This window comes from Erwinia sp. S43 (assembly GCF_016624745.1).
In the GTDB taxonomy this organism is placed as follows: Bacteria; Pseudomonadota; Gammaproteobacteria; order Enterobacterales; family Enterobacteriaceae; genus Erwinia; species Erwinia coffeiphila.
The window spans coordinates 18,524-42,670 of record NZ_JACVTX010000017.1; the positions used below are offsets into that span (position 1 = coordinate 18,524).

Here is a 24,147-nt window from a genome sequence, read left to right on the forward strand (position 1 = left end):
CAGTGTTCTTCTCAGGTGAACAATCATGTTCAGACAGCTTCAGGATATGGCGCTCTTTGCGCTGGTGGCCGAATGCGGCAGTTTTACCGCAGCAGCGAAACGTGCCGGATTGCCGAAATCCAGCGTCAGCCAGCGCATCAGCCAGCTCGAGCAGGCGCTGGGCCTGCGCCTGCTTAATCGCACCACCCGGCAGCTGAGTCTGACCTTCGCTGGCGAACGTTATCTGGTTCACTGTCAGGAGATGATGCAGGCCAGCGAGCGAGCGGGGCAGGCCATCGAACGCCTGCGGGAAAACCCCAGCGGCCGCCTGCGAATCACTTCCCCGGCCGGGATTGGCGCAACGCTGCTGGCGCGATTTAATGCGGCGTTTCAGCTGACCTATCCCGACGTTACGCTGGAGGTGCTGGTTTCCGACCAGATCCGCGATTTGGTTCAGGAAGGATTTGATATTGCGCTGCGTACCGGGCAGCCACAGGATTCATCGCTGATAGGTCGCCGGATTGGCTACTGTGAGCGCCTGCTGGTGGCCTCGCCCGAGTATCTTTCGCATCATGTGCCGCTGTGCGAGCCTGCCCAACTCTCCGAGCACCGCTGTATTGCCCATCATGCCTGGAGTGAATGGGGGCTGAAACGTGGAAATGACTATTATCGCTGGCTACTGCCGCCCACTCATATCACTGATAATCTGGTTTATGCCCGCGAGTGTACGATAAACCATGCCGGCATCACGCTGCTGCCGCGCTTTCTGACGGAAGAGGCAATAAATACAGGGATTCTGAAACAGGTATTACCTGAGTGGGAGGTGGAAGGGAATGAATTATGGCTGGTGTATCCGGGACGTAAACTGAATACGCCTGCGCTGGCTTCATTTATTGAATTCGCCATGCATTCTGAGGTATTCAAATCTTTCTACATCTAGTGAAGGCAGTGAATGTTCTGGATGGGGCATTGGCAACTAATTAAAAACAATTTTGCCAGTATGCGTCTACAGATAACCGCATTTGAAAAAAAGGGCGGCCATTATGGCCCGCCCTCTCGTTAACTTAGTTTTTAATAATTTTTCTGGTGAATCCTCTAACGGTTGGACCCGTAAAGCTAGGGGCTATTGTGCTGTTTTTACTCACGATATAGGTTAAGTTCTTGTTGAAAAAAAGATGTGCAGAAGTATAAGCATTAGACCAAATATTTCCCGGAGTTGTAAGTACAGCATTGCCATATACAACCAATGAAGATGGCAGGATCATACCCAATCTCCCTGCGGTTACGGATAAGTCACCAGTTACAGTGAACGGATCTTTCATGTTAACAGAACCATTTTCGGCACTGATGGTCAGATTATTGTGAGTGCCGCCGACGCCATTAAGACGTCCAAGGTACACGTTGCCATTTTTTGAGGTCAGCGAAGTGTCACGCATACGATTCGTGCTACTATTATAATTGATGTCTTTGTTAGCAGTTATCTGAACATTGGAATAAGCATAAGACTTATCAATGTCGACAGTATCTGCACTGATTTTGGCAACAGGGATAATATCGGAACCATAGTAAGCCCGTGGATCGAATTGTTTTATCGTTACGTTTTTATCAGCAGAAATTGTCAGGTTAGACATGGTATTTAAACGATCCAGGATAACATTTTTTGCGGTGATTGAGGCATTACCATTGTTAATGTCCGTATCAGAATTATTATATTCAAGAGTCGTTACAATTGCACCAATATTAACGTCGTTGTCAACTTTAATGTTGACATTTTTAGCGGTGAGAGTATTCAACTGTTTTGGTGACCACGGATACTCCCCTGCCGAAGAACTTGATAGAAGATTGTTCGCAGTAATGTTGACGTCACGGCCTACCACCATGTCTTTATTGAGAGTCATATCCCCCGATGCTTTTACGGTCAAATTACCCTCAAGATCAGAATCTCCCAGGGTGATATTTCCGGATGGGGAATTTGTTTCGGATGAACCCTTTATAGCAGTCAGGTTAGTATTACCTTCATCATTGACATTATTCAGAGTAATATTTTTAGCATTAACATTTAGATTGTTAGTGTTATTACTTTGTGGCTCGTATGAGTAAGTTTCATCAGTGACGTTGATGTATGGCATAATAATGTCATTTTTTGCATCTAACGTCATGTTTTTACCCGAGGTCAGGGCCCCATGAGGTTCGTCCCCGTTGTCCAGAGATTTAGAGATAATGTTATTACCAGAAACATTGAGGTCACCATCAACTTTAACACTTCCCATGACGTTGACGTCTTTGGTCGAGGTTATACTGCTATTGCCATGAGCGGTTACCTGTCCGCCAAGGTTAATATCACCGTTGGCAGAGAGGGAAACACCACCATCAAGAAGACTCTGGACGCCTTTTGCTTCAAGCACGCCGGTATTATTAATGACGCCGCGTGTTAAGGTATCCGTAGCCCAGGCAGTGAGCGTCACATCGCCCCTGTCAGAAATGATAATACCGCGGTTGTTAATTAATGCATTCAGGCTGCCTTTATTAACTTTAACGGACATCTTACCCATTTCCGGGAATAACAGAGTGATATCGCTTCCTGAGGCGAGGGCAGTACCACTGGTCTTGCTGTAAATCTTACCGTTATTCGTGACTTCACCGCTACCCACCAGGGCTACCTCTTTTGCGGCGGTAATATCCCCTTCGTTAACGATTTTGCCTTTTCCATCGCCTTTCAGGTTAATATTTCCGCTAAGAAAATCTTTGTTGCTGATATCCAGGGACGATGCAATCAGGCTGCCCACGTTGACTGATGAGCCTTTACTGATGAGTACCCCGTTAGGGTTGACAATAAACACCTTACCATTTGCATTCAGGGCACCAGCAATCACCGTTGGATCAATATTGTTGATTTTATTGAGGATGGCAGCGTTTGCGTTAGGCTGGTTGAAATTCAGGCTTTCATTTTTTCCGACGTTCATGTTGTTCCAGTTAACAATCATTTTGTCAGTATTTTGTTGAACCTTTACCTGGTTTCCATTTTTGATAATGGAGCCTAAACCGGAAACCACAATACCCGAACCTACAGCGCTTGCCCCACCAACAAACGATAGCGCGACGGCTAAAGCAAGCGGTCTGATTACTGCATTTCTGTTTTCCATAACATTCCCTTTGTGCTTATACAGAGTAAAGGCATTTTTGTCTAAAATTTTCTTTTAGAAATTAATGCCTATGGTTATCCAACCAGTGGATTTATGCATTTTAAAAAAAGGCGGCCATAATGGCCCGCCCTTTCGTTAACTTATTTTTTAATGATTGTTTGGTTTTTTCCAAAAACCCACGGTTTTGTATATTGATTATAGGCAGTAATTTTACTGTCCTTACTCAGGATATACGTTAAGTTTTCGTTGAAATTATGACTTGTAAAGAAAGTACTAGAGGTAATATCTCCCGGGGTTGTGAAGACAGTATTGCCATATACATTTAAATCATATGGCAGGGAGATGCCGGGTTTTCCTGCGGTTACGGATAAATCACCAGAAACAAGAAGCTGATCTTTAATGTCAACCTTATTCGCAGCATTAATAGTCAGCGTTTTGTGACTGGCTCCATCGCCATAGTTTCCTTTTCCAAGGTACACGCTGCCATTTTTTGATGTCAGCGAAGTGCCTTCCGTATTTGCACTGTTATTATAATGAATATCTTTGTTAGCTGTTATCTCAACCTTAGCAGAGGCAGAGGACGAATCAATGTTGACAGTATTTGCATTGATTTTGGCAACAGCGCCATTATCGCTGCTATTGAAGGAATATCCGAGTGGCCTGAATGTTCCTATCGATACGTTATCCTTAGCGGAAACTGTCAGGTTGGACATGGTACTTAAACTATCCAGAGTAACATTGTTTGCGGTGATCGAGGCATTACCATCTTTAGTGGAATAATAATCATCAGGGTCTGCTGTAATCCCGCCAAGCTTAATATCATTGTCAACCTGAACGTTGACATTTTTACCGGTGAGACTACTCAGTCTTTTTGGTAACCACGGATACGGCCCTTCCGAAAAATCTGATAACAGATTCTTCGCATTGATGTTGATGTCACCCCCCGCTACCAGGTTTTGATTGAGAGTCATATCCCCCAATGCTTTTACGGTCAAATTACCCTTGAGGTCAGAATCTCCCAGGGTGATTGAGCCATCGGTGGCAGTCAGGTTAGTATTTCCTTTAACATTGACACTATCAAGTTTAATGTTTTTCGCAGTGACATTCAAATTGTTAATATCATTACTTTGTGATTCGCCCCAGAATGAGTAATTACCGTCATTGACGCTGATGGTTGGCATAAAAATGTCATTTTTCGCCACTAACGTGATGCTTTTATTCGAATTAAGGGAGCCAAAAGCTTCGTTATCCCATTCGAATGGAGATTCAGAAGTGATGTTATTACCAGAAACAGTGAGGTCACCACCAACCTGAACTCGTCCTTTAACGATGACATCTTTGGCTGCAGTTATATTGCTATTTCCATATAGATTGCTATCACCATTGAGATAAACATTCTTATCCCCTTTGATATTAAGATCTTTATCAACGGATGAGTTTAAATCTAAAGAAATATCTTCTGTGTTTGACAGGTTTAACGAATTCACATTGGTGCGAACTGTATCAATACGGTTTTTCCCTGCGCTAAAATCATAATCCCCACTATTCAGTTCAAGCCTGTTTGCTGAGATTTTTCCCTTCGCGCTTTCTGATGCTTTACTAGCATACACATTCAGCGTGTCGGCTTGCGTATTTCCGGAAAGATCCATCTTAACTGCTTGATAGTTGACATCATTTCCTACAGTATTGGTGCCTTCACTCTGCTGGAAATTATTGCCACTTAAGATAATACTATCAGACACAATATCTGCGTTCTGTCTCAGGTCTGAACCACTGTGCAGTTGGGTAAAATTCTCCATGTTGATTTTTGCACCGGCGGCCTGATTAACCTGTTGTGCAGAAACCAGAAGACTTTCACCCTTCATCTGGCTGTTGATATTGACTGTTTTATCACTATTTAACGTCAGATTGCCGTAATCTTGTTGAGCATTATTGACGTTAATATCACCGTTGGTATTCTGAATTCTTAACGAATTTCCACTTTTAGCAACGGCTTCTATCAAGCCGGCGCTCACCACACCTTTTTCGTTACGGATCTGATTTTCAGTTTTTACCGAGGTATCAGCGATGTCAATATTTTTGCCTGGTGTGCGTGCATACACCTCAACATCACCGGAAAACGCTGACTGGTGGCCTGTTGCCGTAGTCAAGACGTTGTCGGCGGAGATCGCAGTGGTTCCTCTTTTAGAGTCGATACGGCCAACTTTAACATACCCATTTTCGCGGGTGCTGCTCAGTATGGTAGAGTCTGCGCTAAGTTCAGCCCCATCGCTTACGTTAATATTCTTACCGACAGCGTCGATTTTCCTGGCATACTGAGCGGTTACCCGTCCGCCAAGGTTAATATCGCCGTTGGTGGAGAGGGAAACGCCGCCATCAAGAATATACTGGAAACCTCTTGCTTCCAGTACGCCGGTATTATTAATGACGCCGCGCGTTAAGGTATCCGTAGCCCAGGCAGTGAGCGTCACATTGCCCCTGTCAGAAATGATAATGCCGCCGTTGTTAATTAACGCATTCAGGCTGCCTTTGTTAACTCTAACGGACATCTTACCCATTTGCGGGAATAACAGAGTGATATCGCTTCCTGAGGCGAGGGCGGTACCGTTGTACTTGCTGTAAATCTTACCGTTATTCGTGACTTCACCGCCACCCACCAGGGCTACCTCTTTTGCGGCGGTAATATCCCCTTCGTTAACAATTTTTCCTTTTCCATCGCCTTTCAGGTTAATATTTCCGCTAAGAAAATCTTTGTTGCTGATATCCAGGGACGATGCAATCAGGCTGCCCACGTTGACTGATGAGCCTTTACTGATGAGCACCCCGCTAGGGTTGACAATAAACACCTTACCATTTGCATTCAAGGCACCAGCAATCACCGTTGGATCAATATTATTGATTTTATTGAGGACGGCAGCGTTTGCGTTAGGCTGGTTGAAATTCAGACTTTCATTTTTTCCGACGTTCATGTTGTTCCAGTTAACAATCATTTTGTCAGTATTTTGCTGAACCTTTACCTGGTTTCCATTTTTGATAATGGAGCCTGAACCGGAAACCACAATACCCGAACCTACAGCGCTTGCCCCACCAACAAACGATAGCGCGACGGCTAAAGCAAGCGGTCTGATTACTGCATTTTTGTTTTCCATAACATTCCCTTTGTGCATATTTATAGTAAAGGCATTTTTTGTCTAAAATTTTCTTTTAGAAATTAATGCCTGTGGTTATCCAACCAGTGGATTTATTTTGTGGGCCGAGAAGTTCATCTTTCCCCTGCCGCCATGCATAGCTGGCATTAATAAAGAACCGGCTATTCAATTGATAATTCAACCCCACGCCATAACCCTTAAGCACTATTTTTTGCGTTGAGGGTGCGAATTTTTGAATTTTGCCTTTGCCATAATCGTAGAAGAGATTCAGGCTGGCATTCTCGAACCAGGGCAGTGCCAGATTCAGCGCGGGGGAGGCGACCCAGCCGCTGTCCACGCTGGCAGCAGAGTTGCTGTATGCCCGAACGGCGTAGGGCCCGCCCAGCGACATTTGTTCAGCCCCATCCAGGTTTTTACTGGTTTGCTGCCCCGAAAAATTCAGGGTGAAGCTAATGCGGGGGTAAAGCGCCTGCATAAAAGTGGCATTTTCAGTCAGCTTAACGAAACGGCCCCGGGTATGATTGCCGTTCCAGTCATCCAGATTGGTCAATCTCCCAATGGATGGGGATAACTGATACTGCAAAATATTCGGTCTGTTCCAAAGCTCACCCTGATTGTCACCGGAAAGCTGTAACGACAATATCGGTGCGTGGCGAATGTTTTTCATCCCCCAGAACTTATCCTGCATGCGCTTGTAGTCAAACGTAGCGCCAAGATTGATCGTCCTTCTCTCACGGCGTAACAGAGTCCAGCTACTATAGAGTGAGGCGACGTCGGCAAAGCCATCCCCCAGTCCGTGTAAAACCGGCCCGCCTAGCCGATAACTCACGCGGGATACGGCGGCACCTAAACGCCATCCCTTAACGCTAACCGGTGCATCATAGGACAAACGGCCTATCAGCGTATTACCGTGCTTACTGTCGTTGTTTGTCTGCAGAAAGTCCGGTGCGGCATAGGCCAGAGCCTGGAGCCTGTCCCCTATTCCTAACGGACTGTTGACGTTCAGCTGCACTCCCAGACGACTGCGTCCGCTGGAAAGTGATCCCATATTGTCAAACAGCACCGTACCGTTGAAACGCGGCGCGGCAGTGAGGTCAAGGGCCAATATGCTGCCGCCAGCTTCGTTACCCGCACTAAGAAAAGATGAAAGATTATCCACGCCGGGCAGATCGGAAATACGTGACATGGATGTTTCTAATGCTTTAATTTTATCTTTTAACTCATACATCTGTGCAACATAACGGTTAACCGTTTTATCATTAACCAGCGAGCTATTCTGATTAATTTTAATGGCTTCAATATGACCGTTCATGACGTTCATTGTCAGTATTCCATTCTGCATTTTTTGCTCTGGAATATAGGCGTAACTTAACCTTTCACCGTGTTTCTGAAGCAGGTTGGTAATATTAATAGCGAGATTTTTTAATGCGGGAAACGTCATATTTTTATTTTTGTAACGATCGACTAACTGTTGAACATCACTTTTAGCGTTTTCCGATACATCTTTAACGACCACTTCGGATATAAATACGGTTGGCCCCCCTTCATCTTCCTCAACCTGTTTTTCCGTCGGTGAAGAAAGTTTTTCCGTGTTTTTTGTAGGCAAAGGGGGTGGTGTTGTTAATACAGGGTTGTTTTGTAATAACTGACCACTAACAGAACCAACTTCGGCCGAAAATGTTTGAAAAGGATGAGAGAATAATGTTAACGCAAGCAATCCGGCTTTGCGTTTCATAAAAGGGGAAGAGGCAAAAAATCTTTCCTTCATAAAACTTTCCCTGTAAATACGTCAAAGCAAAAGATAGCTAAACATCCATTTTTAAAAAATGCACCTTGGATATGATACGTAGATTTTCGATAAATCAGGTGTGTTATTTAACAATCTTCTAGGATGAGAATGTTAAATCAAGTCAATTAGCAACACAATAGCTGTACTACTAATAATTTTGAAAAAATAAAAAAATAAGAAATATTACCAAAGAAATGTTCGATAAGTGTTTTTTCATTAAATTCAACGAGATGCCTCTCTGTGATGTTGGAAGTTAGAGTGGGGCGGTGTATTATTCTTTCTTTATAGTGAAAATTCGCTGAATTAAAGATGATTACATCGCATAATTAGCAGGACCCCCACCTCCAGCGATATGGGAGATTATTGAGATTATACTTATAATGCTTAAATAGACGTTAACTTTTACAAATAGAAAACGTGTAATAAATATTTTTACAGGATGATGTTCAAAAGAGGGGGAAGGATTTCCGGTACAGATAAAAAAAGCCACGGTCTAAGGCCGTGGCTTGAAGGCGTTGAAATGGCAGAGTCCTGGAGAATCCGCCGGTTTCGTTTTACTTAATCATACGCTTGTACTTGATACGCTTCGGCTCCAGCGCGTCGGCGCCCAGCGTGCGTTTCTTGTACTCTTCGTATTCGGTGAAGTTACCTTCGAAGAACTCGATCTTGCCTTCATCCTGGTAATCCAGAATGTGGGTCGCGATACGGTCCAGGAACCAGCGGTCGTGCGAGATAACCATCGCACAGCCCGGGAACTCCAGCAGGGCGTTTTCCAGCGCGCGCAGGGTTTCGATATCCAGGTCGTTGGTCGGTTCATCGAGCAGCAGCATGTTGCCGCCAACCTGCAGCAGCTTCGCCAGGTGCAGACGACCGCGCTCACCGCCGGACAGTTCGCCCACGCGTTTGCCCTGGTCGACGCCTTTAAAGTTAAAGCGACCCACGTAGGCACGGCTTGGCATCTCGGTGTTGCCGATACGCATAATATCCTGCCCGCCGGACACTTCTTCCCATACGGTCTTGGAGTTGTCCATGCTGTCGCGGAACTGATCGACCGAGGCCAGCTTAACGGTTTCACCCAGCACGATTTCGCCGGAATCAGGCTGTTCCTGACCGGACATCATGCGGAACAGCGTGGATTTACCCGCGCCGTTCGGGCCGATAATCCCGACAATCGCACCCTTCGGTACGGAGAAGCTCAGATCGTCAATCAGCAGGCGGTCGCCGTAGGATTTACGCAGGTTGCTGACTTCCAGCACTTTGTCACCCAGACGGGCTCCAGGTGGAATAAACAGCTCGTTGGTTTCGTTACGTTTCTGGTATTCGGTGTTGTTCAGCTCTTCGAAGCGAGCCAGACGTGCCTTACCTTTCGACTGCTGGCCTTTGGCGCCTTTGCGCACCCACTCCAGCTCTTTCTCAATCGATTTACGGCGTGCGGCTTCGCTTGAGGCTTCCTGCGCCAGACGCGCGTCTTTCTGTTCCAGCCATGAGGAGTAGTTGCCTTCCCATGGGATACCCTCGCCACGGTCCAGCTCCAGAATCCAACCCGCTACGTTATCCAGGAAGTAACGGTCGTGGGTAATCGCCACGACGGTGCCTTCGAAGTCGTGCAGGAAGCGTTCCAGCCAGGCCACGGACTCGGCGTCCAGGTGGTTCGTTGGTTCGTCCAGCAGCAGCATGTCTGGTTTTTCCAGCAGCAGGCGGCACAGCGCCACGCGGCGGCGTTCACCACCGGACAGGTTGGCGATTTTGGCATCCCAGTCCGGCAGGCGCAGCGCATCGGCAGCACGTTCCAGCTGGGTGTTGAGGTTGTGGCCGTCGTGCGCCTGGATAATCTCTTCAAACTTGCCCTGCTGTGCGGCCAGTTTGTCGAAGTCTGCATCCGGCTCTGCGTACTTCGCGTATACCTCGTCCAGACCTTTCAGTGCACCAACCACTTCGGCAACGGCCTCTTCCACCGATTCGCGCACGGTGTGTTCCAGGTTCAGCTGTGGTTCCTGCGGCAGGTAGCCGATCTTAATCCCCGGCTGTGGACGCGCTTCGCCTTCGATGTCTTTATCGATACCGGCCATAATGCGCAGCAGGGTAGATTTACCCGCACCGTTCAGGCCGAGCACGCCGATTTTGGCACCCGGGAAGAAGCTGAGTGAGATGTTCTTTAGAATATGACGCTTCGGCGGCACGACTTTGCCGACGCGATGCATGCTATAGACGAATTGAGCCACGTAGATTGAGCCTCTTATGGTCTGAGTTATTAGCAGGGCGCACTGTTGCCCCTTCAAACCACGGAGTTTAGCTGTTTTCCCCACTTAATCACAGCCACCTTGCAGCGGATTATCCCGATATCACCCCAACAAGCGGATATCTGTTTGATTTCTCACCATGTAACGTTATGCTAATTTTTTTGCCTTATAAATTATGGAGATATCGATGAGAGTCCTGATCGCGGCGCAAGAAAATGCCTGGGGCGGTATGATCCAGCAGCTACGAGAGACGCTGCCCGACGTTGAATTTGTCGCTTCCGCAGAGCAGGCCGGGAAGAGCCTGGCCGGGTTTGATGCGCTGATCCCGACCATGACCCAGGTCAGCGAGCCGCTGCTGCAAACGGCCGATCGGCTGAAGCTGATCCAGCAGTCGGGTGCCGGACTGGAGCGGGTGGATATCGCCGCCGCCCGCGCTCGCGGCATCGCGGTCGCCAACGTGCCGACCGATATCTCCGGCAATGCGGATTCGGTTGCCGAGCTGGCAATCTGGATGATGCTGGGCCTGGCGCGTAAAGCCAGCGAAGTGCCGCAGATGCTGGCGGATCGTCGGCTTGGGCAGCCCATAGGCCTGGGGCTGAAGGGAAAAACCGTGGGCCTGGTGGGCCTCGGCGGCATCGGTAAGGCGCTGGCGCAGAGGCTGGCGGCGTTTGAGATGCGGACGATCGGCGTAAAGCGCAGCGTAGACGCAGAATTTGCCCGCCGCCATCGGCTGGACTGGCTGGGCACTATGGAACAGCTCCCGCAGCTGCTGGCCGAGTCTGATTTTGTGGTGCTGAGCCTGCCGGATAACCCGGAAACCCACCATATTATCGATGAACCTGCGCTGGCGAAGATGAAGCCCGGCAGCTTCCTGATTAACGTGGGGCGCGGTGGATTGATTGAGAAGGGCGCACTGCTGGCGGCGCTGGATAGCGGGCAGCTGGCTGGTGCAGGGCTGGACGTATTCTGGCAGGAGCCGCCCGATCCGCAGGATGTGCTGTTCCGCCACAACGTAATCGCTACGCCGCATATCGGTGGCGTGACCGATATTTCAATCAGCGGGATCGTGGCCGGGGTGTGCGAGAATTTGCGCCGTCTGCGAGACGGCGAGGCGATCCTTAACGATCAATCTTAACGCCTGAGGGGCTGGCGGTCGCCGTGCCGTAAAGCCGGGGCGACCTTCAGTTGCGGATAAGCCTCCCTGGAAATCAGGCTTTTTAGCGTGCAGGGAGTAAATGGCTGCCGGGAGGGATGCCCGCTTTACGGGCAGATCACCGGAATTCCCAGGTCCTGCGGCGGAGCGGCATCGCTAATCAGACCGTCGAAGGCGCTGAGATCGGCGATGCGCGCCGGAAGCACCTTGCCGAATTTGCTGCTGTCAGCCACCAGCAGCCGCTGGCGTGCACGCTGAAGCGCCAGCAGCTTTACCGGCAGCTCGTTCAGGTTATAGCAGCTGGCACCCTGTTTGATATCTACGCCCGCTGCGGAAATAAACGCCTTATCCGGGCAGAGGTTATCCATCACCGACAGCTGACCCAGTGGGGTAAACATGGCGTTGTCCGGGTGGAATTCACCGCCGCAGAGGATAACCCGGCAGGCCGGTTTTTCCTTCAGGGCGAGGAAAGTATTCACCGCACAACAGACGGCGGTAAACGGCATATCGTCGTCAATCGCGTCAATAATCCACGGAATAGTGGTGCCGCAGTCAAAGTAAATTGTCTCATTGGGATTAATCAGCGCCGCCGCGCGCAGACCCAGTAGCCGTTTTTGTTCAACGTGCTGGCTCATCTGGTCGGAGACAAAATAGTGACTCTGATTGCGGATGGGATCGGCAACGATATAGCCGCCGAGCAGCACCACCGCACCGGGACCTTCATTCAGATCGCGGCGGATGGTCATCTCAGAGACGCCCAACAGCCGGGCGGCTTCTTTCAGATGGATTTTATCGGTGCGCTTCAGCGCCTGGGCCAGCTTGTTTATGCGCTCGTCGCGCCGGGTTTCCATGATGGTTCTTCCAATGTGGCGAATGACGGTAAAGGTCAACATTAACCTGGCCATTTCAGACAATTTGGAGTGTACCTTCAATAGGATAGCGCCGCAAATTCCACGCAAACCTGCCGGAAAGCCAATCCTGGCCGCACACAGGCGCGGCCAGGGCGGGCATCAGATCGCTACCAGCCCGCGTACACCGTCCGCTTCCATATCCTCGCCGCGACCGCGCTGAATAATCTCCCCGCGCGACATCACCAGATAGCTGTCGGCCAGTTCAGCGGCGAAGTCGTAGAACTGCTCCACCAGCAGGATCGCCATATCACCGCGTTTCGCCAGCCCGGCTATCACCGCGCCGATCTCTTTGATCACCGAAGGCTGGATCCCTTCGGTGGGTTCATCAAGGATCAGCAGCTGTGGTTTACAGGCCAGCGCTCGCCCGATTGCCAGCTGCTGCTGCTGGCCGCCGGAAAGATCGCCGCCGCGCCGCTGCCGCATTTCCAGCAGCACCGGGAACAGCTGCCAGATCTCCTCCGGCACTTTGGCGGCCTGCGCGCCGGAAAAACGCGCCAGCCCCATCAGCAGGTTCTCTTCCACGGTCAGGCGGGGGAAGATCTCACGGCCCTGCGGCACGTAGGCGATCCCGGCCTGCACCCGCTGGTGTGGCTTACGATTGTTAATCGCTTTATCCTGCCAGCTGATGGTGCCGGATTTGGCGGGGATCAGTCCCATCAGGCATTTCAGCAGGGTGGTTTTCCCCACTCCGTTGCGGCCCAGCAGGCAGGTGACCTCGCCGGGGCGGGCTTCAAACGACAGTCCGCGCAAAATATGGCTGCCGCCGTAGTACTGATTCAGTTCCGATACCTTTAACATGTCAGCGCCCCAGATAGACTTCAATAACCTGCTCGTTGGCCTGCACCTGACGCAGCGATCCTTCCGCCAGTACCTGGCCCTGATGCAGTACCGTCACGTGGTCGGCAATGGTTTCTACAAAGCCCATGTCGTGTTCCACCACCATCAGCGAATGTTTTCCGGCGAGGCTGCGGAACAGCTCGGCGGTGTACTCCGTTTCCGCATCGGTCATTCCCGCCGCGGGTTCGTCCAGCAGCAGCAGATGTGGCTCCTGCACCAGCAGCATGCCGATCTCAAGGAACTGTTTCTGACCGTGGGACAGCAGCCCGGCGGTGCGCTGCCGACTGCCGCCGAGGCGTAGCAGCTTAAGGACGTCATCGATCCGATCCTGCTGCTCGCCGTTCAGCTTTGCCCGCAGGCAGGCCCAGACGGATTTATCGGTTTTCAGCGCGATTTCCAGATTTTCAAACACCGTCAGCGCCTCAAATACCGTCGGCTTCTGAAACTTGCGGCCAATGCCGACGCGGGCGATTTCCGGCGGCGATAGCGTGGTGAGGTCGGTATCCTGGTCATAAACTACCCGGCCATTATCCGGCCGGGTTTTGCCGGTGATCACGTCCATCAGCGTGGTTTTTCCTGCGCCGTTGGGGCCGATGATGCAGCGCAGCTCGCCCACGCCAATCTGCAATGACAGGTCGGTCAGCGCCCGGAAGCCGTCAAAGGAAACGTTGATCTTATCCAACTGGAGGACCGGATCGGTTTGCGCACGGTGGCGATCGGACGGATGGGGCTGGGTAAACAGTTGTTCAGTCATGTTTCCTCCTGCGCAGCAGGCCAATCACGCCACGCGGCAGGAACAGCGTAACGAGGATAAACATCAGGCCGAGGAAAAACAGCCAGAATTCCGGGAAGGCGACGGTAAACCAGCTTTTCGCACCGTTGACGATGGCCGCACCCAGCATCGGGCCAATCAGCGTTCCGCGACCGCCCAGGGCGACCCAGATGGCGGCCTCAATCGAGTTGGTCGGCGACATTTCGCCAGGGTTGATAATGCCGACCTGTGGCACATACAGCGCACCGGCCAGCCCGCACAGCACCGCCGACAGCGTCCAGACGAACAGCTTGAAGCCGCGCGGATCGTAGCCGCAGAACATCAGTCGGTTTTCCGCATCGCGCACTGCGGTCAGCACGCGGCCAAACTTGCTGCGGGCCAGCGCAAAGCCAATGCCGAGGCTGATGACCAGCAGCAGCACTGTGGCGACAAACAGCCCGATGCGCGTGCCAGTGGTGGTAATCGGGAAGCCGAGCAGGGTGGTAAAACCGGTGAAGCCGTTATTACCGCCGAAGCCGGTTTCATTGCGGAAGAACAGCAGCATACCGGCATAGGTCAGCGCCTGGGTCATAATTGAAAAGTAGACCCCTTTGATCTTCGAGCGGAAGGCAAACCAGCCGAACACCAGCGCCAGTACGCCCGGCACCAGCACGATCAGGCACAGCGCCCAGGCGAAGTGCTGCGTTCCGGCCCAGAACCACGGCAGTTCGCTCCACGACAGGAACGACATAAAGGCGGGCAGGCCATCACCGGCGGCCTGGCGCATCAGGTACATACCCATGGCATAGCCGCCCAACGCGAAGAACAGGCCGTGGCCGAGCGAGAGCAGCCCGGCGTAGCCCCACACCAGATCCAGAGCCACGGCGACAATGGCGTAGCAGAGGATTTTGCCGACCAGCGTCAGCGTATAGGTTGACAGCGCCAGCGGGTTATCCTGCGGCAGCAGCGCGAGGAACGGCAGCACCAGCAGAGCCAGCAGCAGCACCGCCCCCAGCCCGAGGGTCAGACGCGGCGCTTTCTGCGCCACGGTTAGCGTCATGGGTTGCGTCATCAGTCAATCACCCTTCCTTTAAAGGCGAACAGCCCCTGCGGCCGCTTCTGGATAAACAGCACGATCAGCACGAGGATCAGGATTTTGCCAAGCACGGCCCCGATCTGCGGTTCCAGTACTTTATTGAGGATACCCAGGCCGAGCGCGGCCACCACGGTGCCGGCCAGCTGGCCAACGCCGCCGGTCACCACCACCAGGAAGGAGTCGATAATATAGCCCTGACCCAGCTCGGGCCCGACGTTGCCCAGCTGTGAAAGCGCCACGCCCCCCAGCCCGGCAATGCCGGAACCCAGGCCGAAGGCCAGCATATCCACGCGTCCGGTGGGCACGCCGCAGCAGTCGGCCATGGCGCGGTTCTGCGTTACCGCCCGTACGTTCATGCCCAGACGCGTTTTATTGAGCAGCAGCCAGGTCAGTATCAGCACGCCAGCCACGAACACCATTACCGCCAGGCGGTTGTACGGCAGAACGAGGTTCGGCAGCACCTGCATTCCACCCGAAAGCCAGGCAGGGTTAGCGACTTCCAGGTTCTGGGTGCCAAAGACGACGCGGACCAGCTGGATCAGCATCAGGCTTATGCCCCAGGTCGCCAGCAGCGTTTCCAGCGGGCGGCCATAAAGATGGCGAATGATGGTACGTTCGAGCACCATGCCGATGGCGGCGGTAATAAAGAAGGCTACCGGCAGCGCCAGCAGCGGATAAAATGCCAGCCACTCCGGGGCAAAACGCTGAAACAGGTTTTGCACCATCCAGGTGGCGTAGGCACCCAGCATCAGCATTTCGCCGTGGGCCATGTTAATCACCCCCAGCAGACCATAGGTGATAGCCAGACCGAGTGCCGCCAGCAGCAGCACGGAGCCCAGCGACAGGCCGGTAAATGCCTGGCCGAGCACATCACCCAGCATCAGGCGATGGTGGATCTGTTTGAGGCTATCGGCGGCGGCGGCGCGTACGGTGGCATCCGTTTCATTTTGTGATGACAGCAGGCGTTCCAGGCTGGCCTGGGTTTGCGGATCGCTGGTTTCGCCCAGCACTCTGACCGCCTGCAGGCGCACCTGCGGATCGCCGTCGGTCAGCTGTAGCCCGGCAACGGCCTGGGCTAATACCGCATGGACGCTGCTGTCCTGCTCTGCCGCCAGCCTCTGGCGCAGCAGCGGCAGCTGATCGGGCTGAGCATCATTTTGCAGCGCGCGTGCCGCCTTCAGCCGCGTCGCGGCCTGCGGGCTGACCAGCTGATGGGCGGCAAGCGTGGTGGCAATCATGGTGCGTAGCCGGTTATTCATAAACAGCTTTTTGGTGGTGCCCACCGGCGTAGCGCTGCCTTCCAGCGGCGTCAGCTGGTCTTTGAGCTGATTGAAGGGCTGTTTGTTCTCGTCGAGAACCACAGTTTCACCGTGCAGGGCCTGCAACAGCGGCAGGCGGGCAGGGTCCGGCGCGGCGGCCCACTGCTGGAGAATCTTCAGCTGATCGCTGCGGCTGGCGGCGGAAAAGTCCGCTGCCGGTCCGGCCACGGCAAGGCATGGCAGGCTGAACAGCAGTATTAGCAGCAATCGCATCATAGTGTGCTCTCTCGCTTTTCTCGGGTGCGATGAATTTCAGCGGGCCAGGCAGCGCCTGGCCCTTCGGAACGCGACTATCAGTTGGTGGTTTTTACCGGGTGATCAGGCTTTTTGTCGTTACCGGCGATGTACGGGCTCCACGGCTGTGCGCGAACCGGCTTATCGGTCTGCCACACCACGTTGAACTGGCCGTTATCTTCGATTTCGCCAATCATCACCGGTTTGTGCAGGTGATGGTTGGTTTTATCCATGGTCAGAGTGAAGCCGTCCGGCGCGGCAAAGGTCTGTCCGGCCATGGCGGCGCGGACTTTATCCACGTCGGTGGTGCCCGCTTTCTCTACCGCCTGCGCCCACATATGGATGCCGACATAGGTGGCTTCCATCGGGTCATTGGTCACGACGGTATCGGCGTTCGGCAGTTTGTGCGCTTTGGCATAGGCTTTGTAATCGGCAACGAACTTGGCGTTAGCCGGATTATCCACCGATTCGAAGTAGTTCCACGCGGCCAGGTTGCCGACCAACGGCTTGGTATCAATCCCGCGCAGCTCTTCTTCGCCTACCGAGAAGGCGACGACCGGTACATCGGTTGCTTTGATGCCCTGGTTAGCCAGCTCTTTGTAGAACGGTACGTTAGAGTCGCCGTTGATGGTGGAAACCACCGCCGTCTTGCCACCGGCAGAGAACTTTTTGATGTTGGATACGATAGTCTGGTAGTCGCTGTAGCCAAACGGCGTGTAGACCTCTTCGATATCGCTGTCCTTCACGCCTTTAGAGTGCAGGAAAGCGCGCAGGATCTTGTTGGTGGTGCGCGGATAAACGTAGTCTGTACCCAGCAGGAAGAAGCGTTTTGCCGAACCGCCATCTTCACTCATCAGATACTCAACCGCCGGAATCGCCTGCTGGTTTGGCGCGGCACCGGTGTAGAACACGTTTGGCGACATCTCTTCGCCTTCATACTGCACCGGATAGAACAGCAGACCGTTCAGCTCTTCAAACACCGGCAGAACGGACTTACGGGATACCGATGTCCAGCAGCCAAACACCACGGCGGCTTTATCCTGGGTCAGCAGCTGGCGGGCTTTTTCCGCAAACAGCGGCCAGTTAGAGGCGGGGTCGACCACCACCGGCTCCAGCTTTTTGCCCAGCACGCCGCCCTTGGCGTTGATCTCATCAATAGTCATCAGCGCCACATCCTTCAGCGGCGTTTCGGAAATCGCCATGGTGCCGGAGAGTGAGTGCATAATGCCGACTTTAATGGTGTCGGCCGCCTGAGCGTTCCAGGATAATCCCATGCCAATAACGGTGGCAGAAAGTGCAAAGGCCTTGAGCAATGAACGTCTTTTCATCAGTAATCCCCTGAAATTTTTTAAAAGATTATGTGGGTGAAACCGTGTGTAGCCTCGCCTGCTGGAGCATATGCAATGTGATTTTTCTGACCTCTGCCCTACTGACGGCAATGTGGTCGGTCAGAATTCGTTGGGCCTCCTCGCTTTGCTGGTGTAGTACTGCGTTTAAGATCTGCGCGTGTTCGTTGTAGGTGGCATCAACGCGATCCTCTCGGGTGAAGTCGAGGCGGCGGATGATGCGGATTTTTTCAGTTAACTCGCTGTGAATACGGGCCATTTCTTCGTTGCCTGCGGCAGAAACCAGCGCCATATGAAACGCTTCGTCATGCAGGGAAACGGCGATAAAGTCGGCCAGACGCGGTTCATCGATCCAGAAGCGCGTCAGCCGGTCGAGCAGCTCGCTGCACTGCCGGGCGGGCAGGCGGCAGAGCCGTTTCACCGCCTCGCACTCCAGCACCGTGCGCAGGTCGTACAGCTCTTCGAAGTACGCAAAATCAAACTGGCGAACCTGCCAGCCGAGGCGGTTCCACACTTCGACATAGCCTTCACGCTCCAGGCGAAACAGCGCCTGGCGCACCGGGGTGCGGCTGACCGCCATGCGCGTGGCGATTTCGCTTTCGCTGAAGCGGTCGCCCGGCATCAGACGAAAGTCGAAAATGTCATTTTTCAGCGCGTGGTAGACGCGATCGGCCAGCACCTCCGGCCGATCTTTGCTGCTTTTTTGCGACGATCCCTGCATGTTTACATCCTTATTCCAGCCACAGCAGCGCATCGCCCGGGCTGACCGGACGGCCTGACTGACAGCCAATGCGTTTTACCCGACCGGCCTGCGGTGCGTTAATCGCCAGTTCCATTTTCATCGCCTCTACCACGATCAGCGGCTGCCCGGCCTCCACGACGTCACCTTCCTGTACCAGGATCTTCCAGATGTTGCCGTTCATATCGGCATTGACCTGCAGGGCGCTGTCGTCCTCTTCCGGCGGCAGCAGATTCTCGCTGCTGCTGAGCGGCGCACCTTCCTCTTCCTGCGCCCACAGTGCGACTTCGGCATCAAAGGCGCTGGCCTGGCGGCTGCGGAAGGCAGCGATGGACCCGGCGTTATCGGCGAGGAACTGCGTGTGTTCCGCAAAGTCGAATTCGCCGTGTTCAATACGCACGCTGGCGCGGCCTTCACGGAAATCATCACGCAGCACGTCCAGCTCGGCTTCGCTGACCGGATAGAAGCGCACCTGGTCGAAGAAGTGCAGCAGCCAGGGTTCGTTGGCGGCAAACTGTTCGTTTTTCAGGAATTTGTTCCAGATTGGCAGTGTGCGGCCCACCAGCTGATAACCGCCGGGGGAGTCCATGCCGTAGATGCACATATACATGCCGCCGATACCAACGGTGCCTTCGGCGGTAAAGGTGCGCGCCGGGTTGTACTTCGAGCTCAGCAGGCGGTGGCGCGGGTCAACCGGCACCGCGCACGGTGCGCCGAGGTAAACGTCGCCCAGGCCGAGGATCAGATAGCTGGCGTCGAAGATGGTATCTTTCACCTCATCGCGGCTGCTGAGGCCGTTAATACGCTGGATAAAATCAACGTTGTTCGGCAGCCACGGCGCGCTGGCTCGGACGGTTTCCTGGTAGCGCTCCACCGCGCCTAACGTGGCGCTGTCTTCAAAGGCCATTGGCAGATGCACGATGCGCGACGGCACCTTCATCCGGCTGACGTCGCCGAGATTTTTCTCAAGATCCTGTAGCAGCGTCATCAGCTGTTTCTGGCTGAGAATGCGGCTGTCATAGCGGATCTGTAGCGAGCGCACGCCGGGAGACAGCTCTTCAACGCCGGGCTGGCCGTACTCGCGCAGCGCGGTCATCAGCAGATGGATACGCAGGCGCAGCGCCAGGTCCAGCACGTTATCGCCGTATTCCAGCAGGATGTAATTGTCACCCGCCTGGCGCCACACCACCGTTGGTGTGGTGGCGGTGGCTTTCAGTGAGCCGAGAATGGTGGCGGAACCGTGCGCGGTTTCTGCCAGCGACGGCACCTCAAAACTCGGCAGATGCAGCGCGCTCAGGTTTTCCACGCTGCGGGCCTGAGCCTGCTCCAGCGCATGGGCTTCTTCCGCACTAATCGGATGGAAGCGCAGGCGATCGCCCGGTTTTACCTGGCCGACTTTCCACAGCTCGGCTTTGGCGATGGTCACCGGGCAGACGAAGCCGCCAAGGCTCGGTCCGTCGCGGGTGAGGATCACCGGGAAGTCGCCGGTAAAGTTGATCGCGCCGATGGCGTATTCGCAGTCGTGAACATTGGAAGGGTGCAGCCCGGCTTCGCCGCCGTTATCACGCGCCCAGCCGGGTTTCGGCCCCACCAGGCGTACGCCAAGGCGGTTTGAGTTGTAGTGGACGTGCCAGTCGCTGGCAAAGAACTCATCAATCGACTGCTGGGTAAAGAAGTCGGGTGCGCCGTGCGGCCCGTAGAGCACGCCGATGCGCCACTCATCGCCGTAGACCGGCTGGGCGGCCACAGGCAGCGCCCGGGGTTCGCTGACCGGTGCCGGGGTCGTGCAGGCTTCCAGTTCGGGCTGCGAAATCGCCAGCATATCGGCAACGCGCAGGGTGCGCCCGGCGTGGCCGCCAAACTGGCCGAGGGCAAAGGTAGAACGGCTGCCGAGGTATTCCGGCACGTCGAAACCGTTTCGCACCGCCAGATAGGTACGGCAGCCCTGCTGCGCGCGACCCAATGTCAGCGTCTGGCCTGCTTTGACCGCCAGCGGCTGCCAGTAAGCGACCTCTTCATCGTCCAGCGTGGCCGGGCAGCGCGCACCGGTCAGGGCGATCAGCGCATCGCTGTGGAAGCGCAAAGTCGGTCCCTGTAGCGTGAACTCCAGCGCGGCGGCTTCTTCCGCGTTGCCGACGATGCGGTTAGCCAGTTGGAAAGCGTAATCATCCATTGGGCCGGAAGGCGGCACGCCGATATCCCAGTAGCCGAGGCGGCCGGGATAGTCCTGAATACTGCTCCAGGTGCCCGGTTGAATCACTTCAATTACCGGCGACGCGGCGCTGAAGCTGTCCAGCATGCGCGTCCACACCTTGCCGCTGTGGAAGGCCTCCGTGGCGACGACCTGGCGCAGATAGTCGAGGTTGGTGGCGATGCCGTGCAGCCGGGTCTGGTTCAGCGCGGTCTGGATTTTTTTCAGCGCCGCTTCGCGGTTTTCGGCGTGAACGATCAGCTTGGCGATCATCGGATCGTAGAAGGCGGAAACTTCGGTACCGGTGGTGATCCAGCTGTCCACGCGCACATCGTCCGGGAAGCTGACTTCGGTCAGTACGCCGGGGCTGGGCTGGAAGTTCTTCAGCGGATCTTCCGCGTAAATGCGTACTTCAATCGAGGCACCCTGCGGTGCCTGAGCCATCCGCGCCCAGTCGGGCTGCTCGCCCGCCGCGACCTGCAGCATGCACTCCACCAGGTCCAGACCGGTGACGCATTCGGTGACCGGATGCTCCACCTGCAGTCGGGTGTTCACTTCGAGGAAGTAGAATTCGTCGCGGGCGGCATCGTAGATATATTCCACGGTTCCGGCGCTGCGGTAGTTCACCAGCTCGCCCAGCTTTACCGCAGATTCCAGCAGCGCGCTGCGCGTGGCGGCAGGCAGGCTGGGTGCCGGGGTTTCTTCCACCACTTTTTGGTTGCGGCGCTGTAAGGAACAGTCGCGTTCGCCGAGGGCAATCACTTTGCCCTGACCGTCGCCGAAGATTTGTACCTCAACGTGGCGGGCGCGATCGATGCAGCGTTCCAGGAACACGCCCGCATCGCTAAAGAACTGCTCGCCCAGGCGGCGGACGCTCTCCCAGGCGCTGCGCAGTGCAGCGTCGTCCTCACAGCGGGTCAGACCGATGCCGCCGCCGCCCGCGGTACTTTTCAGCATAACCGGGTAGCCAATGTGCTCCGCGGCGGCCAGTGCCTCGTCCAGCGAGGCAAGCAGCGGCGTGCCGGGTGTCATTGGTACGCCTGCGGCAGCGGCCAGTTCACGCGCCCGGTGCTTCAGGCCAAATTCGCCGATCTGATGCGCGGTGGGGCCGATAAACACCACGCCGGCCTCTTCGCAGACGGCGGCAAACGGCAGGCTTTCGGACAGAAAACCGTAGCCCGGCCAGATGGCCTGAGCGCCAGTTTCCAGCGCGGCATTGAGGATCTTGTCAATTTTCAGGTAGCTGTCGCTGGCTTTTTCGCCGCCCAGCGCAATTGCAATATCGGCATCTCTCACGTGCTGGGAATTCCGATCCGCATCGGAGAAAACGGCCACGCTGGTAATCCCCAGGCGCTTCAGGGTGCGGATGGCGCGGCAGGCGATTTCGCCACGGTTGGCGATCAGTACGGTATTAAACATGTGACGTCTCCTGACGGGCCAGCCAGTTGCGCCAGCCACCGAATGCGGTGATTTCAGTTGCCTCTGCCAGTGCCGCCGGTTCGCAGATAAAGCCCTTCACCGTGCGGCCATCGGCCAGTTCCAGCGTTCCTATCCCCAGCGGTGCCGGGATTTCTGCAACAAACTCGCCGAAGCGGGCCAGCGGGATATCCCACAGCTCAACGGTAATTGCTGCGCCCGCGCTGTCTTTCGCCAGACCGGGTTTCGCCGGGGTGGTGTTAGCCAGCGCATACAGCCGGTAGCAGGCGGCTGTGGTGGTTTCTTCCACCAGCACGGCATCGCGGCGGGTCAGCTGGTGGTTCAGCGGCATGCCGGTCAGGTGGGCACCCACCACCGCAATGCGCACGTGCAGTGGAGACGCGGGTAATGACGTTCTGGACGCGGGCTGCGGCAGGCCGGTCGCACCGAGGCTGAGCGCCTGCTGTTGCTGCCAGCGGCGACCAAATTCTGCCAGCGCGCGGTCGTACCAGGCTGGCGCGATAACGGTGATCCCGGCAGGCAGTCCGTCGGCGCGGAACGGGCCGGGCAGCGCCAGTGCGGACAGGTCGGCGAGGTTGGTAAAGTTGGTGTAGGTGCCGAACTGCGAGTTGTAACGCACCGGCTCCTGCTTCATCTCTTCCAGGGTATGAATGGTCGGTGAGGTCGGCACCACCAGCGCATCAAACTGGCTCAGGGTCTGCTGGATCTGACGGGTCAGCTCGGCGCGCAGGTACTCGGCTTTAAAGGTATCCACCGCGCTGTAGTTATGGCCGCTGTTAACGATGCCGTACACCACCGGGTCCATCTCCTCCGGGCGGTTGAGCATGTCGCCGACGGCCACGGTACGTTCAGCCACCCACGGGCCGTAATAAAGCTGCTCGGCCAACTGGTGGAACGGGGCGAAATCAATGGGATGTAGCGTTGCGCCCCCGGCAGTGAGTTCTGCCAGTGCGGCTTCCCATGCGGCTGCGGCCTGTGCATCGCCGAAGAACTCCGGGACGGCCGGAATGGCCAGGCGCGGCGCGGCGGAGAGGGCGGCGGGTGCCAGGCCCGGATCGGCGCGTGAATAGGCATCCTGGCTGTCGTAGCCCCCGGCACAGCTGGCGACGAGGAAGGCATCTTCCACCGTCAGGGCGAAAATCGAAATGGTGTCGTTCAGGCGGCAGGCGGGCAGCATGCCGGTCGCCGAGAGCCAGCCTTTGGTCGGCTTCAGGCCAACGATATTGTTGAATCCGGCGGGAACGCGGCCGGACCCGGCGGTATCGGTGCCGAGGGCAAAACCGACCAGCCCGCGGGCGGTTACCGACGCGGAGCCGGAGCTGGAACCGCCGCTGACGTATTCCGGGTTAAAGGTGTTGCTGACCGCGCCAAACGGCGAGCGCGTGCCGACCAGCCCGGTGGCGAACTGATCGAGGTTAGTTTTGCCAATGACCACGGCACCGGCCGCCTTCAGTCTGGCTACCGCAGTGGCATCGGCTGAGGCCTGATAAGTGAAAGTCGGGCAGGCCGCGCTGGTCGGCCAGCCCGCGACGTCAATATTGTCTTTAACCGCAAAGGGAACGCCAAACAGCGGCAGCGACGCCGGATTCTGCTGCCAGGCTGCCAGCAGCGGTTCAACCTGCGCCCGCAGCTGGGCGGGAGAAGCAAGGTACAGCCAGGCATTATCGGCGGTGGAAAGTCCGGAGAGCAGCGACTCCAGCGTGGACAGCACCGAATCAGGATGCTGCTGATAGTGATGCTGCCAGTCCTGTAACGTAAATCCTGTGGTTAAAGCCATATGTTGAATTCCGTCTGGTATACAAGATGGAATTCAATAGAGCAAAGGATGTGCCA

The 24,147-nt window shown here is 54.9% G+C and carries 15 protein-coding genes; 2 read left to right on the forward strand and 13 right to left on the reverse strand.

The window, feature by feature from the left end; genetic code table 11:
- The first annotated feature begins 22 nt into the window (after window positions 1–22).
- Window positions 23–919: a LysR family transcriptional regulator gene (locus IBT47_RS18190; protein ID WP_200562066.1), complete on the forward strand. Its 897-nt coding sequence runs from the start codon at window positions 23–25 to the stop codon at window positions 917–919.
- Between the two features lie 124 nt (window positions 920–1,043).
- Here IBT47_RS18190 and IBT47_RS18195 read toward each other — a convergent pair whose 3' ends face one another.
- The 4 genes from IBT47_RS18195 to ettA form a co-directional block, all read right to left on the reverse strand.
- Window positions 1,044–3,122, reverse strand: a complete 2,079-nt coding sequence (locus tag IBT47_RS18195) for a filamentous hemagglutinin N-terminal domain-containing protein (protein WP_200561983.1) — start codon at window positions 3,120–3,122, stop codon at window positions 1,044–1,046.
- A gap of 140 nt (window positions 3,123–3,262) precedes the next feature.
- Entirely contained in the window at window positions 3,263–6,271 is a 3,009-nt protein-coding gene (locus tag IBT47_RS18200) for a filamentous hemagglutinin N-terminal domain-containing protein (RefSeq protein WP_200561985.1), read from the reverse strand.
- Between the two features lie 55 nt (window positions 6,272–6,326).
- Window positions 6,327–8,039 carry a ShlB/FhaC/HecB family hemolysin secretion/activation protein gene (locus IBT47_RS18205; RefSeq protein WP_200561987.1) on the reverse strand — a complete coding sequence of 571 codons (1,713 nt, stop codon included), beginning with the start codon at window positions 8,037–8,039 and terminating at the stop codon, window positions 6,327–6,329.
- Between the two features lie 575 nt (window positions 8,040–8,614).
- A complete protein-coding gene (ettA, locus tag IBT47_RS18210) occupies window positions 8,615–10,282 on the reverse strand; it encodes an energy-dependent translational throttle protein EttA (protein ID WP_200561989.1) in 1,668 nt (555 codons plus the stop codon).
- Between the two features lie 205 nt (window positions 10,283–10,487).
- Between ettA and IBT47_RS18215 the strand changes: the two genes are divergently transcribed.
- Complete coding sequence (locus IBT47_RS18215; protein ID WP_105594805.1) at window positions 10,488–11,435, forward strand: 2-hydroxyacid dehydrogenase; 948 nt, start codon at window positions 10,488–10,490, stop codon at window positions 11,433–11,435.
- Between the two features lie 125 nt (window positions 11,436–11,560).
- Here IBT47_RS18215 and deoR read toward each other — a convergent pair whose 3' ends face one another.
- The 9 genes from deoR to atzF all read right to left on the reverse strand — a co-directional run bounded on the left by deoR (window position 11,561) and on the right by atzF (window position 24,091).
- Window positions 11,561–12,304, reverse strand: a complete 744-nt coding sequence (gene deoR, locus IBT47_RS18220; RefSeq protein ID WP_200562068.1) for a DNA-binding transcriptional repressor DeoR — start codon at window positions 12,302–12,304, stop codon at window positions 11,561–11,563.
- Window positions 12,305–12,463: 159 nt separating this feature from the next.
- Entirely contained in the window at window positions 12,464–13,162 is a 699-nt protein-coding gene (gene urtE / locus IBT47_RS18225) for an urea ABC transporter ATP-binding subunit UrtE (RefSeq protein ID WP_200561991.1), read from the reverse strand.
- Between the two features lies 1 nt (window position 13,163).
- The gene (gene urtD, locus IBT47_RS18230; protein WP_200561993.1) at window positions 13,164–13,955 is read right to left on the reverse strand and encodes an urea ABC transporter ATP-binding protein UrtD; all 792 of its coding nucleotides are present in this window, start codon (window positions 13,953–13,955) and stop codon (window positions 13,164–13,166) included.
- Window positions 13,948–15,024, reverse strand: coding sequence for an urea ABC transporter permease subunit UrtC (gene urtC, locus IBT47_RS18235; RefSeq protein ID WP_123336405.1), 1,077 nt, complete (start codon window positions 15,022–15,024; stop codon window positions 13,948–13,950). The genes urtD and urtC overlap by 8 nt, the downstream gene beginning before the upstream one ends.
- The gene (gene urtB, locus IBT47_RS18240; protein WP_200561995.1) at window positions 15,024–16,583 is read right to left on the reverse strand and encodes an urea ABC transporter permease subunit UrtB; all 1,560 of its coding nucleotides are present in this window, start codon (window positions 16,581–16,583) and stop codon (window positions 15,024–15,026) included. Before urtB ends, urtC begins: the two co-directional genes overlap by 1 nt.
- A gap of 77 nt (window positions 16,584–16,660) precedes the next feature.
- On the reverse strand, window positions 16,661–17,929 hold the full coding sequence (gene urtA, locus IBT47_RS18245) for an urea ABC transporter substrate-binding protein (RefSeq protein WP_105594800.1): 1,269 nt from the start codon (window positions 17,927–17,929) through the stop codon (window positions 16,661–16,663).
- 28 nt (window positions 17,930–17,957) lie between these two features.
- Window positions 17,958–18,668, reverse strand: a complete 711-nt coding sequence (locus tag IBT47_RS18250) for a GntR family transcriptional regulator (protein ID WP_200561997.1) — start codon at window positions 18,666–18,668, stop codon at window positions 17,958–17,960.
- Window positions 18,669–18,678: 10 nt separating this feature from the next.
- The gene (gene uca / locus IBT47_RS18255) at window positions 18,679–22,296 is read right to left on the reverse strand and encodes an urea carboxylase (RefSeq protein ID WP_200561999.1); all 3,618 of its coding nucleotides are present in this window, start codon (window positions 22,294–22,296) and stop codon (window positions 18,679–18,681) included.
- Complete coding sequence (gene atzF / locus IBT47_RS18260) at window positions 22,289–24,091, reverse strand: allophanate hydrolase (RefSeq protein WP_200562000.1); 1,803 nt, start codon at window positions 24,089–24,091, stop codon at window positions 22,289–22,291. Before atzF ends, uca begins: the two co-directional genes overlap by 8 nt.
- Between the last annotated feature and the right edge of the window lie 56 nt (window positions 24,092–24,147).